The sequence below is a fragment of the Streptomyces sp. CBMA29 genome (genome assembly GCF_014596445.1).
In the GTDB taxonomy this organism is placed as follows: Bacteria; Actinomycetota; Actinomycetes; order Streptomycetales; family Streptomycetaceae; genus Actinacidiphila.
Genome location: NZ_MECL01000276.1, coordinates 21,493 through 33,569, shown reverse-complemented (window position 1 = coordinate 33,569; position 12,077 = coordinate 21,493). Strand labels below are relative to the sequence as shown.

10 protein-coding genes are annotated in these 12,077 nt (G+C 73.2%); 3 read left to right on the top strand and 7 right to left on the bottom strand.

Features of this window, described 5'->3' with window-relative positions; genetic code table 11:
• The 3 genes from BGM09_RS37235 to BGM09_RS37225 all read right to left on the bottom strand — a co-directional run.
• On the bottom strand, nucleotides 1-1,554 hold a 1,554-nt coding region (locus tag BGM09_RS37235), incomplete at its 3' end, for a beta-ketoacyl synthase N-terminal-like domain-containing protein (protein WP_188286190.1).
• Nucleotides 1,555-1,818: 264 nt separating this feature from the next.
• Complete coding sequence (locus BGM09_RS37230) at nucleotides 1,819-2,580, bottom strand: thioesterase II family protein (RefSeq protein ID WP_188286189.1); 762 nt, start codon at nucleotides 2,578-2,580, stop codon at nucleotides 1,819-1,821.
• On the bottom strand, nucleotides 2,577-2,978 hold the full coding sequence (locus tag BGM09_RS37225; RefSeq protein WP_188286188.1) for a phosphopantetheine-binding protein: 402 nt from the start codon (nucleotides 2,976-2,978) through the stop codon (nucleotides 2,577-2,579). The genes BGM09_RS37230 and BGM09_RS37225 overlap by 4 nt, the downstream gene beginning before the upstream one ends.
• 351 nt (nucleotides 2,979-3,329) lie before the next feature.
• Here BGM09_RS37225 and BGM09_RS37220 point away from each other — a divergent pair, with 351 nt between their 5' ends.
• A complete protein-coding gene (locus tag BGM09_RS37220) occupies nucleotides 3,330-4,697 on the top strand; it encodes a salicylate synthase (protein ID WP_188286187.1) in 1,368 nt (455 codons plus the stop codon).
• 71 nt (nucleotides 4,698-4,768) lie between these two features.
• On the top strand, nucleotides 4,769-6,460 hold the full coding sequence (locus BGM09_RS37215) for a (2,3-dihydroxybenzoyl)adenylate synthase (RefSeq protein WP_188286186.1): 1,692 nt from the start codon (nucleotides 4,769-4,771) through the stop codon (nucleotides 6,458-6,460).
• On the opposite strand, the gene BGM09_RS37210 is transcribed toward BGM09_RS37215, so the two are convergent.
• On the bottom strand, nucleotides 6,435-7,346 hold the full coding sequence (locus BGM09_RS37210; protein WP_188286185.1) for a siderophore-interacting protein: 912 nt from the start codon (nucleotides 7,344-7,346) through the stop codon (nucleotides 6,435-6,437). The two genes, BGM09_RS37215 and BGM09_RS37210, sit on opposite strands and share 26 nt — an antisense overlap.
• A gap of 167 nt (nucleotides 7,347-7,513) precedes the next feature.
• Here BGM09_RS37210 and BGM09_RS37205 point away from each other — a divergent pair, with 167 nt between their 5' ends.
• The gene (locus BGM09_RS37205; protein ID WP_223188139.1) at nucleotides 7,514-8,263 is read left to right on the top strand and encodes a TetR/AcrR family transcriptional regulator; all 750 of its coding nucleotides are present in this window, start codon (nucleotides 7,514-7,516) and stop codon (nucleotides 8,261-8,263) included.
• 117 nt (nucleotides 8,264-8,380) lie between these two features.
• Here the strand turns inward: BGM09_RS37205 and BGM09_RS37200 are convergent, their stop codons facing one another.
• The 3 genes from BGM09_RS37200 to BGM09_RS37190 form a co-directional block, all read right to left on the bottom strand.
• Nucleotides 8,381-9,373, bottom strand: a complete 993-nt coding sequence (locus BGM09_RS37200) for a YqcI/YcgG family protein (RefSeq protein WP_317453042.1) — start codon at nucleotides 9,371-9,373, stop codon at nucleotides 8,381-8,383.
• A gap of 57 nt (nucleotides 9,374-9,430) precedes the next feature.
• Nucleotides 9,431-10,843 (bottom strand): peptide synthetase, encoded by a 1,413-nt coding sequence (locus tag BGM09_RS37195; RefSeq protein WP_188286183.1) that lies wholly within the window; start codon nucleotides 10,841-10,843, stop codon nucleotides 9,431-9,433.
• 177 nt (nucleotides 10,844-11,020) lie between these two features.
• Nucleotides 11,021-12,001, bottom strand: coding sequence for a zinc-binding dehydrogenase (locus BGM09_RS37190; RefSeq protein ID WP_188286196.1), 981 nt, complete (start codon nucleotides 11,999-12,001; stop codon nucleotides 11,021-11,023).
• Nucleotides 12,002-12,077: the final 76 nt, after the last annotated feature.

The following is a 12,077-nucleotide window of genomic DNA, read 5'->3' as shown; positions in this document are numbered from 1 at the left end:
CGTACGACCGCGGGCGAGGACGACCGCGCGGCGGGCGAAGCGGGCGCGGCCGGTGAGCAGGGTGTGGGCGACAGCGTCGAGCGGCAGACCGGGCCGCTGCTCCAAGTGCGCGGCCAGTCGGGCGGCTTGGGCCCGCAGCGCGGTGTCGGTTCGGGCCGACAGCGGCAGCACATGCCATCCGTCCGGCTCCCGGGCCGTGCCGAATCCGCTGGCGGAAACGGCGACTTCGGGCGCTTCCTCCAGCACCACATGGACGTTGGTGCCGCCGATCCCGAAGGTGTGCACGGCGGCGCGGCGCGGCCGGTCGCCCCGCTTCCACGGTGTGACCTCGGTGTTGAGGCGGAACGGGCTCGCCGCGAAGTCGATCGCCGGATTCGGCGCGGTGTGGTTGATGACCGGAGGAAGCTCCTGGTGTTCGAGGGCGAGCAGCACCTTGACCAGCCCGACCGCGCCCGCCGCCGCCCAGGTGTCGCCGACGTTGGGCTTGGCCGTACCGAGGCGGCAACTGCCCACCGGGGCACCGGCGTAGCCCTCGGTGAGCGCGGTGATCTCCAAGGCGTCGCCCATCGGCGTCCCGGTGCCGTGCGCCTCCACGTAGTCGATGTCGGCGGGGTCGAACCCGGCCACGGCCAGCGCCTCGGCGGCGACATCGCTCTGCGGGTCCACGGCGGGGGCGGTGAATCCGGCCTTGGCCGCGCCGTCGTTGTTGACCGCGGTGCCGCGGATCAGACCGAGGACCGGATCGCCCGCGGCGAGCGCGTCGGAGAGCCTGCGCAGCGCGAGCACCGCGACTCCGTCGCCCGGCGTGGTGCCCGCGGCGTCCGCGTCGAAGGCCCGGCAGTGCCCGTCGGGGGAGTTGACGCCGCCCTCGCGGTACACGTAACCGGCGCGTTGCGGGAAGTAGACGGTGGCGCCGCCCGCCAGCGCCAGATCCGACTCGCCGCCGAGCAGGCTCTGCACCGCGAGGTGGACGGCGACGAGCGAGGTCGAGCATCCGGCCTGCACGGTGACGCTCGGCCCGGTGAGGTCGAGCTTGAAGGAGACCCGGGAGGCGAGGAAGTCGCCGCTGTTGCCCAGCAGATTCTGGAAGGGCCCCGCGCCGGGCCCGGCCGCCGCCTGGTGCGGGTGGAGGTGGTGCAGGAAGTAGCTGTCAGGCCCGGTGCCCGCGTAGACGCTGACCGCGTCGGCGGTCCCGAAGCCGCGCGGGTCGTACCCGGCCGACTCCAGGGCCTCCCAGGCGCACTCCAGGAAGAGCCGGTGCTGCGGGTCGGTGGCCGCCGCCTCGCCGGGGCTGTAGCCGAAGAAGGCCGCGTCGAACAGTTCGGGACCGTCGATCACCGGCCTGGCCCTGACCCGCGCGGGATCGGCGAGCGCGGCCGGCGACAGCCCGGAGGCGGTCATCTCGTCGTCGGTGAAGGTGCTGACCGACTCGACACCGGCCCGCAGATTCCGCCAGAAGGCATCCGGTGTCCCGGCGCCGGGAAGGCGGACCGCCATCCCGACGACGGCGACGGGGTCCGCCGCACCGGGCGGCAGAGGTATGCCATGGGCCACGAAAGTCAACTCCCTTGTGCGATTGGGTCGGTGCGGTCCGTGACGGCTGACCGGCGCGGGCCTGGTGCCGTGTGCGGTGCGGACGCCGTGCGGCTACGTGATGCGGTGCGTGATGCGGTGCGGTTCGAGGTGTCGTGCGGGTGCGGCACGCTCTCCCGGTGCCGGGGCTGCGGGCAGGCCGGATCGAGCGGCGGTCGTCAACTCGTTTACGGCACAGAGCCGTTACGCATCCCGCCGCCTGTCACCGCTCGGCCGCGCGCCTCCTCAGCGGTCCCAGCCGAGCCGGGTGAGGACCGTGGCGGTGAGCCGGTCGGGTTGTTCCAGCAGGTAGAAGTGGCCGCCGGAGAAGGTCAGATGCTCGAAGGAGCCGCCGGTGGTCCTGCGCCAGCCCTCCACCTGGGCCGCCGTCACCGTCCCGTCGTCCTCGGCGGCGATCGACACGACGCCGGTGCGCAGCGGGGGACCGGGGGAGGGGACGTAGGTCTCGATGAGCCGGTAGTCGTTGCGGACGATGGGCAGCAGGTACGCCCGCATCTCGGGGTCGTCCAGCAGCGCGGACGGCGTGCCTCCGGTGTCGCGCAGCATCTCGGCGAACCCGTCGTCGTCCAGCAGGTGCCGGTCCCGGCTGGTCAGCCCATGCGCCGCGGGAGGGTGCCTGGCGGAGACGAAGAGCCGTTCCAGTGCGGCGCCCCTGGCCTCCAGACGGCGCGTCACCTCGTAGGCGACGAGCGCGCCCATGCTGTGGCCGAGGATCGCCAGGGGCCGGTCGAGCAGTGGCGACAGCGCGTCGGCCGCGAGGTCGGCGAGCGTGCCCATGTCGTCGATCAGCGGCTCGCCCGCGCGGGTCTCGCGGCCCGGATACTGCACCGCCCGCACCTCGATCCCGTCCGGGAAGCGGTCGGCGAGCGACCGGTAGAAGCCGGCGTTCCCGCCCGCGTGCGGGAACAGGACCAGGGTGGGCGGCCCGGTCCCCGCGCTGCGGAACGTACGCAGCCACGGTGAGCCGGTGACGGGAGCCGACGTCATACGCTCCGCCCTTCGCCGCTGCGGACCTGGCCGGCCAGGCCGGCGTCCGGGGCGGCCCGGACGGTGTCACCGCGCCCTCCGCCGGCGGATCCCTCACCGATGAGCCGCCACCACGCCTCCAGGGTCGGCTCCTCGATCATCCGCGCGAAGCCGACCCTCACCCGGTATCTGCGCAGGTGCGCCGAGATCGTCATCACCTTGACCGAATCGACCCCGAGGGCGACGAGATTGTCGCCGTCCCCGATCTGTTCAGGACCGATGCCGAGGACGTCGGCGACCGTGCCGCGCAGGCGGTCCAGGTCGAGTCTCTCCGGCGTCCGGTTGGAGATGCCCGCCACCCCGGTCGCGGCAGGCGCCCCGGCGGTCGGCGCCCCGGCGGTCGCGGACGGCGCTGTCACGGACGGCGCTGCTGGGTCGGTCCCGGCCGCGGACGGTCCCACTGGATTCGGCGTCACTGTTCCCCTCGCTCGATCAGTGGCACCGGCCCCGGGAGGCCGCCGCTGCGGCGGTCCCCTGGACGCGGTACCGGCTTCGGATCACACGTGGACACACCGGCGGATGCTAGCTAGGCTCATCACGCTTAGGCAAGGCTATCCTAAGTATTTTGCGACATCCCGTCATTCACTACCCGGTTGATCCCGTGCGTATCCCCAGCCCCTCCCGTCGTTCTTCGTGCTCTCTGACCTCCGCGGAACGACTCCGGTCGCAGCCGCGGGAATTCCGCCGATGACACCAGGACGGTTTCCTCCGTGACCACTCACGCTCCCTCCGCCGCGGGCCCGCTCGCCGCCGCCCCGCCGCGCTATCTCCGCACCCGCGTCGCCGGGACCCACGACCCGCTCACCACCGCCGTACGGCTGGCCCGTTCGGGTCTCTTCGACCGGACGGCCGTCTACGAGCAGGACGGCCGCTGGTGGTTCGCGGGCGGCGCCCTCGGCTCGGTGACGGTCCGTCAGGACCGGGTGTCCGTCGAGTGGAACGGCGTCCGGCGGGAGACGTCGCGGACCACCGGCCACGCGATACGGGAACTGGGCGCGGCCCTCGCGGACGCCCCGGTGGCGGACTGGCGCGGATACGGCTGGGCCGCCTTCGAGAGCGCGCCCGCCGCCGAGGGCCGCCGCCCCGCCGACCCCGAACAGCCCCTCGCCCAGGTCTTCGTGCCGCGCGTCGAGGTGGAGATCGGCGAACGCTCGCTCGATCTGCGGTGCGCCGACGCCGAGTCGCTGCGCCGGGTCCTCGCCGCCGCCCACGCCCGTGACACCGTGCCCCGGCCGCCGGTACGGCCGCTCGACGTGGAGGCCGACGACCCGTCCGCGTACCGGGACGCGGTCGCCGACGCCGTGGCCCGGATCGGCCGCGGCGACCTGGAGAAGGTGATCCTCTCCCGACGGGTCGAAGTGCCCTTCGCCCTCGACTTCGCCGCGACCTACGCCGCCGGGCGGCGCGCCAACACCCCGGCCCGGTCCTTCCTGCTCGACCTGCCGGACCTGCGGGCCGCCGGGTTCAGCCCGGAGACCGTCGCCGAGGTCTCGGCGGACGGCTGGGTCACCTCGCAACCGCTGGCCGGCACCCGCGCCCGGCACGCCGACGACCCCGAGCAGGACGCCCGTACCAGGGCCGAACTGCGCACCGACGTCAAGGAGATCTACGAGCACGCCGTGTCGGTGCTGCTCGCCGACACCGAGATGCGCGCCCTGTGCGCCCCGGGCTCCGTCGCGGTCGACGAGTTCATGGCCGTCAAGGAGCGCGGCAGCGTACGCCACCTCGGCTCGCGGGTACGCGGCCGGCTGCGGGCCGACCGCGACCGCTGGGACGCCCTCGCCGCGCTCTTCCCCGCCGTCACCGCGTCCGGCATCCCCAAATCCGCCGCGTACGACGTCATCGCCGCCAACGAGCCCGGCTCGCGCGGCCTGTATTCCGGCGCCGTCCTGCGCGCCACCGCCGACGGCGACCTGGACGCCGCCCTCGCGCTGCGGACCGTCTACACCCACGAGGGCCGCACCTGGGTATGCGCGGGAGCGGGCGTGGTCGCGGTCTCCGAGCCCGCCCGTGAGTACCGCGAGACCTGCGAGAAGCTGGCCAGTGTCGCGCCCTACCTGACGCCGCTTCAGCCGTAGCGGCGCGCCGTTCGGTTCACCCCCCCGACCCCGCCCGGCGCCTTCGCGCCCGCGACGAGAGGACGACCCGCATGCTGCCCGGATGCGTACCGTGGCCCCCCGAGGAAGCGGCGCGCCACCGCGCCGACGGCTACTGGGACGACCGTCCGCTCGGCGAGCTGCTGCGCCGCTCCGCAGCCGAGCACGGTGACCGTACGGCCGTCGTGGGCGGCGGACTCAGGCTCAGCTACGCCGAGTTGGACGCGCGCGCCGACGACCTGGCGCGCGGGCTGCTGGAAATCGGCGTCACCGGCGGGGACCGGATCGTCGTCCACCTGCCCAACTGCCCCGAATTCGTGGTCGCCACCTTCGCCCTGCTGCGAATCGGCGCGCTGCCCGTGTACGCCCTGCCCGCGCACCGGCTCCAGGAGGTCGGTCACCTGTGCGCCTTCTCCGGCGCCCGGGGGTATCTGATCGCGGACCGCTACCTCGGCCACGACTACCGCGAGACGGCCAGAACGCTTGCCGCGCGGCCCGGAGTTGAGCTGTCGCATATCCTCGTGGTCGGCGACGCGCAGGAGTTCACCGCGTTCGACGCCGTGGAGGCGGCGGGCCGGGCCCGCCGCGGCCTCCCGCTGCCGCCGGACGGCCCGGCCGACGACGTCGCGCTGTTCCTGCTGTCCGGCGGCACCACAGGACTGCCCAAGCTCATCCCGCGCACCCACAACGACTACGGGTACAACGCCCGCGCCGCCGCCGAGGTCTGCGGCTTCGACCGCGAGACCGTCTACCTCGCCGCGCTCCCGGCCGCGCACAACTTCGCGCTCGCCTGCCCCGGCGTGCTCGGCGCCCTGGCCGTCGGCGGCACCGTGGTGCTGCCCGCCGATCCCAGCCCCGACGAGTCGTTGCGGCTGATCTCCGAGGAACGGGTGACCGCGACCGCGCTCGTCCCCTCGCTGCTCGGCCTGTGGCTCGACGCCCTGGAATGGCTGCCGGAAGACGTCTCCAGCCTGCGGCTGGTCCAGGTGGGCGGCGCCAAACCGGACGCCGCGACCGCCGCCCGCGTACGGCCGGTCCTCGGCTGCGCGCTCCAGCAGGTGTTCGGCATGGCCGAGGGCCTGCTCAATCTCACCCGCCTCGACGATCCGGAGGAGTTGGTCCTCGCCACACAGGGGCGCCCGCTCAGCGCGGCCGACGAGGTGCGGATCGTGGACGACGAGGGCCACGACGTACCGCGCGGCGCCGTAGGCCAGTTGCTCACCCGGGGCCCGTACACCCTGCGTGGCTACTACCGGCTGCCGGAGCACAACGCCCGTGCGTTCAGCGACGGTTGGTACCGCACGGGCGATCTGGTGCGCGCGCTGCCCAGCGGTCATCTGGCCGTCGAGGGCCGGATCAAGGAGGTCATCAACCGCGCGGGCGACAAGGTCTCCGCCGAGGAGATCGAGGAACAGCTCACCGCGCATCCCGCCGTCCGCCAGGCCGCCGTGGTCGGCGAACCCGACCCGGTGCTCGGCGAACGCATCGCCGCCTTCGTCGTCGTGGAGCCCGGCCTCGGCTGCCCTACGTCCGCCGAGGCCGGGGAGTTCCTGCGCGCCCGCGGCCTCGCCCCGTACAAGGTCCCCGACCGCCTGACCCCGGTCGGCTCCCTGCCGCTCACCGCGATCGGCAAGGTCGACCGCAAGGCCCTCCTCGACGGCGCGTCCACCGCCCGAACCGCCCATGATCCGCCGGACACGCCCTCACAGGGCAATAGACCTAGGCCAGGTCGGCCTCGGTGGTGAGGGCCGGGTCGTCCGGGTCGCCGCCCGCCGCGACGGCCGCCTGGTAGGCGGTGAAGACCTCGATGTCGCGCTGGTCGCTGGTCAGCGACTGTTTCCAGTAGGCGGCGGCCTGCAACTGGGGGCGGGGGAGGCCGCGTTCGTCCAGGAGGTGGCGGCGGACGGATCGTACGGCCCCGGCCTCGGCGCCGATCCACGCCTGCGCGGCGGCGAAGGGACGGTCGAGGCCGCGTACCGCTTTCTCCAGCAGGCCGCTGTCACCCGCGGGCGCGCCGCGCCGGTAGAGCCACCGCACCTCGGCCGCCGCCGCGGTGGGGAGGTCGATACGGTCCGCCTCGTCGTCCGCCTCGACAAGGGCGACCACCGCGGTTCCCGCGGGCAGCGACTCCAGGATGGCGGCGACGGCGGGCAGGGCCGCCTCGTCCCCCGCGAGCAGGTGCCACCCGGCCTCGGGTGAGGCGAAGAACTCGTGCCGGGGCCCGGCGAGACCGACGAGGTCGCCCGGCGCGGCGGACCGCGCCCAGACGCTCGCCGGGGTCTCGGCGTGCAGCAGGACGTCCACGGTCAGTTCACCGGCCACCGGGTCGAAGCGGCGGACGGTGAAAGCGCGCATGACCGGCGGGACCGCGCCCGGCTCGTCACCGGGCATGCCGTCGGGGCCGACGACCGGGAGGTGCACCGGTCCGCGTCCGTCCGGCGGGAGCAGGAACTTCCAGGCGTCCGCGGGCAGTCCGCCCTCCGCGCAGCCCGCCAGATCCTCGCCGCCGACCGTGACCCGGCGGATCCGCGCGGTCACCTCGGCCGTCCGCACCACTTCGGCGCGGCGTATCCGGACCTGCGGGCGGGTCAGGCGGGTGCGGCGGCGCAGCTCCTCCTGGATCGGGGGCATGAGCACTCCTTGCGTGAAATGGGCCGATGTGCTGCCGGGCCCGAGCGGGGAGGCCGACCCGGCAACGTAATGAAGGTATGCCTTACCAAACCTATTGACAACACTATGTTGTTAAAGGTGCGGGAGGTCCTGCTCCCGCCGGTCGGCGGTGGGGGACAATAGGGCCCATGACCAGGAACAGTGAGCCGATCGAGCCGCCCCGGCCGGTGGAGCGGCCGACGCGGCCGACGGGACGGCCGGTCCAGCGGCCGGCCGCCGTCCGTGGTCTGCGGACCCCGCGCCTGGGACGCCCGCCGCAGGTGGACCGTGAGGCGATCGTCCGCGCGGCGCTTGCGGTCGGTTTCGGCCAGCTCGGCATGAGCAGCGTCGCGCAGCACCTCGGGATCAAGCACTCGACCCTCTACCGGTACTTCCCGACCCGCGACGCCCTGGTCACCGCCGCCGTCGACGCGGTCGTGACGCAGGCGCGATGGCCGGAGCCGCAGGGGCAGTGGCGGCGCGACCTGGGCGAACACGCCTGGGCCACCTTCCGGCTGCTCGACCGGTACGCGGGGCTCGCCGCGCACATCGTCTCGCTGCGGATCGACTCCGACGCCTACGGCGAGGTGAGCCACCGCACGGTCACGCACCTGGTCGACCTGGGGTTCAGCGCGGAGAACGCGATACTCGCCTACGACCTGGTGCACGAACAGGTGTTGATGTTCTTCCTGGCGGGACAGCGCAGGGACGAACCCGCGAAGACCGCCGACCAGGCCGCCGAACTGCGGCGCGAGATGCTGCCGGACGCGCTGCCCAATGTGGACCCGAGGCTGCGGGACGCGCTGACGGGCATCGTCACCGGCAGCCCCGACGCCTGGTTCGCGCGCAAGCTCGACGTCCTGCTCGACGGCCTGGCCGCGCTGGCTCCCGAGGAGTAGCGGCGGCAGGGCCGGTCGGCCGCGCGGGCAGCGGAGGACCCCGCGCGGCCGACCGGCCGGTCACAGCGGCCTGGCCGGGTCACAAGATCCGTTACGCCACCCGATCAAGCCATCGGCTCACGCCACCCGCTCCAGGCTCCGCCGTCGCGACGCCGCCGGGCGCATGTCGGTCCAGGTGCGGGTGACCTGCTCAAGACACGCCTCCCGGCCGCCGCTGAAGCCCGTCTCGTGCCAGTGGTCGGGTACCGGAACGGCCGCCGGCCACAGCGAGAACTGACCCTCGTCGTTGACCAGAACGCGGCAGTCGGCCGCCCCGGCGCTCTCCGCGCGCGCCTGGCCCCGCGCACCGGCCCGCGCCAGGAACGGGCACCCGGCGGTCGCCCCCTCGGCGCTGTCCGGCAGGAAGTACTGGCGCCACTCCCGGTTGCCGTCCTCCCCGTGGTTCCCGAGTTCGGCGGCGGGCTCCATGCCGTCGAAGCGGCGGATACGGTTGCGGATCACCTGACGGGCCTTCGCACCGCGCGGGGTGTCGGCCTCGAGTCCCTCGAACACCCAGCGTGGCTGGAAAGTGATCATGAAGCTCGGGTTGTGGCGGCTGCGCCGGTCCAGATGCGCCGGGGTGTTGCAGACGACGAAGATCTCGGTGCCGCCGAAGCTGAACTCCCACCACAGTTCCTCGGGATCCAGCGGGGTCGAGGCGGGCCACGGCTCGGTGTCCCCGTCGTGCAGGTGCTGGAGCACCGCCCAGAACCGGTCGAAGTACTCCTCCAGCGTGCCCGGCCGGTCGTCCGGCCGGAAGAGCACCACCAGCGAGGTGTCCTTGCCGAGCGTCCGGTAGACGTCGAGATAGTCGCGCAGGATGCCCGCCAGCGGCGCCCAGGTGCTCTCGTCGTGCGGGCTGTCGACGAAGCCGAAGCGCAGCGACTCCTTCTTGGCGGCGGCCACGGCGAAGGTGCAGGGGAACGGCTGGTCGGTGTCGAGCAGTGTCGCCAGCAACTCCTCGGCGGCGGCCCGGCCCCACGGCGGGGTGGCGCCGATGGTGCGTACGGCCGGAGGCCGCGCGGTGGCGCCGCGGGCCGTGGTGGGAGATCGGTCGTCGGACACAGACACGTGAGGGGACTCCATCCCGGAAGAGACAGGCACGGGGGGCGCGGAAGCGGTACGGCGTCAGAAGCGCGCGTACATCTCCTCGGGGATGATCGGCTGGTGGTAGGTGCACTCGCCGGACAGCACCGTCGAACCGTGCAGCCGGGAGACCGGGATGAGCACCTTGTCGCCCTCGTGCAGGTCGATCTTGTGCGTGACGTTGTTCCAGAAGTGCATCTCGCCCTTCTCGATCATCACCAGCCGGTGCTCGTCGTGGACATGCGTGGTCGACGTCTCCTCGTTGCTCTCGACGAAGGTGTCGAGGTCCACGGTGATGTCGTTGTCGTCGATGTACCGGCTGATCTTCTCGGCCTTCTCCTGGTGCAGCGGGATGTCGTCGGCCCAGGCGAGCTGCCGCGCCAGATCCTCGTCCCACAGCCGGGCCAGCCACGCGGCGTCCGCGAAACCGTGGTGGAACCGCTCGACCGCCGCGGGGCCGTAGAGCCGGCTCAGCGGTGTCACCCAGCGGTCGGCCAGCTCGCGCAGGTGGCCGGGGTCGCCGCCGAGGTGGTCGAAGAGCGTCGAGCGGACCCCGAGCCCGTCCTCGAAGACGTCGGCGAACCTGGCCGCGGTGACGGACTGGTCGATGCTGTGGTGCAGCAACGCGCCCAGGAACTCCGGGTACTTCTCCCGGTTGCGGGAGAGCCAGTGCAGGTGGTTGCCGCGGGCCAGCGACGTACCGAGGTAGAGCTGCCAGTACGCCCCGGTGGTGGTCCTCAGTCCCGCGCCCTCCACCAGCGAGCGGTACTCGTCGTGCAGTCCGGCCCAGGTGCGGTAGTCGTCGAGCAGCGTGATCCGGGCGCCGGGGTGCTCGACGTCGTACTCGCCGAGCGCGGCGCGGCCCGCGGCCATCCGGCTCGCGGGCAGATACGCGCTCAACTGGAGCAGGACGAAAGTCGCCGACGCCTTGCGGTCCTTGGTGGACAGCGCGGTCACGAACGCCTGCCCCGACTCGGCGGAGCGCTGCCGGTGGTACGCCTCGACGGCCGCGACGACCTGCTCGGGACCGTATCCGGCGAGCTGTTCGCGCTCGGACTCCAGCAGGCCGAACAGGTGCTGTTCGAGTACGGGGGAGGCCAGCGCGCCGAGGACGCGGTTCTCGTCGCTGTAGAACGTGGCGGCGTCGGTCGCGGCGGGACCGGACTGGCCGCCGGCCGGGGGCAGATAGAGCAGACCGCTGTCGTAGACATTGCGCAGCATCCGGTGCCCGAGCAGCGCGCTGAGTTTGAGCGCCTTGGCCACGGGCATCTGCTTGCCGTAGTCGAGCCAGGCCAGGTCGTCCGGCCGTACCGGCCGTCGGTACGGGTTGTCCTCCGTGGTCAGTTCCTCCCATTCCGCCGCGCGGAAGGCGGGGTTGGCCGCGAATGCCTTGACGACGTCGTGCAGGTCTCCGGCGGCGAGACGAGCGAAGCTCTCCGAGTGCTCCAGGGGCATGACGGTCCTCCAGAAGAAACGGGCGCGGGCATGCGGAGGCGGCGGGCGCGGGGGCCATCAGGCGCCGCACGCCTCTCTGAACTTAGGTAAGCCTTGCCTTAGTTGGAGAATGCGTCAAGACCCCCCAACGGCCCGCCTTGTGAACCCGCGCACCGTCCGCACCACCCCGCGCCCGGCCTACGGCGTCAGGACGATCCGGCCGAACACCTCGCCCGCGTCCATCTTCCGGTGCGCCAGCGCGGCCTGCTCCAGCGGCAGCACCTCGTGCACCGCGAGAGGCAGCTCGCCACGGCTCGCGGCGGCGAACTGCGCGCTACGCACGGCGTTCAGATCGGCCGCGGCCACGGTGTCGGCGCTGAAGGTGGCGAACGACAGGGACTTCTGGAAGGCCGCGATCATCGTCATGCCGAAGTCGGCGGGCGGCGGGCCGCCGACCACGCCCACGGCCACCATGCGGCCGTTCGGCCGGAGGCGGCCGAAGAAGGACGGCAGATCCGCGCCCGCGACGATGTCGATGATGACGTCGTATCCCCCGGAAGCGTCGTCGGGACCGGAACCGCTGCCCACGCTGTCGCCGGAGCGGTCCAGCACATGCGTCGCGCCGAGTGCGCGCAGCCGTTCGCCCCGCTCGGCCGACGACGTCGTGACCGCCACCGCCGCGGCGCCCGCACGGGACGCCAGATGGACCGTCATGATCCCGATGCTGCCCGCCGCGCCGCGCACCAGCACCGACTCGCCGGGGGCGAAGCGGGCGTGGGCCAGCGCGAAATGGGCCACCGGGCCCGAACTGCCGAGCGTCACCGCGTCCACCGCCGACAGCCCGTCGGGCAGCGCGAGGACCGCCTCGACCGGGACGGCCGCCTGCTCGACGTAGCCGCCGCTGAACCCGGTGAACGCCCACACGCGCCGGCCGATCCACGACGTGTCGACGCCGTCGCCGACCGCGGTCACCGTACCGGCCGCCTCGCTGCCGAGGATGTGCCCCTCCTTGAAGCCGTACGAGGCCAGCGTGCCCCTGCGGATCACGGCGTCGACGCCGCCGACACCGCTCGCCTCGACGGCGACGAGTACCTGCCCGGCGGCGGGCGCCGGGGCGGGGAGGTCGATGACCGCCATGCCCTCGGGGCCGCCGAACGTCTCGATCGCGACTGCCTTCACCGTCTGCTCCCTGCGCTGGTCCATGGCCGGTCCCCGGCCCTCGTGGTCCGCGCCGATCCGGAATCCGGCGGCCCGC

Excerpts from the sequence above, each read along its gene's own strand:
- BGM09_RS37230 (WP_188286189.1), bottom strand. The coding sequence starts at position 2,580 with ATGACGTCGGCTCCCGTCACCGGCTCACCGTGGCTGCGTACGTTCCGC.
- BGM09_RS37215 (WP_188286186.1), top strand. The coding sequence starts at position 4,769 with ATGCTGCCCGGATGCGTACCGTGGCCCCCCGAGGAAGCGGCGCGCCAC.
- BGM09_RS37210 (WP_188286185.1), bottom strand. The coding sequence starts at position 7,346 with ATGCCCCCGATCCAGGAGGAGCTGCGCCGCCGCACCCGCCTGACCCGC.
- BGM09_RS37205 (WP_223188139.1), top strand. The coding sequence starts at position 7,514 with ATGACCAGGAACAGTGAGCCGATCGAGCCGCCCCGGCCGGTGGAGCGG.
- BGM09_RS37195 (WP_188286183.1), bottom strand. The coding sequence starts at position 10,843 with ATGCCCCTGGAGCACTCGGAGAGCTTCGCTCGTCTCGCCGCCGGAGAC.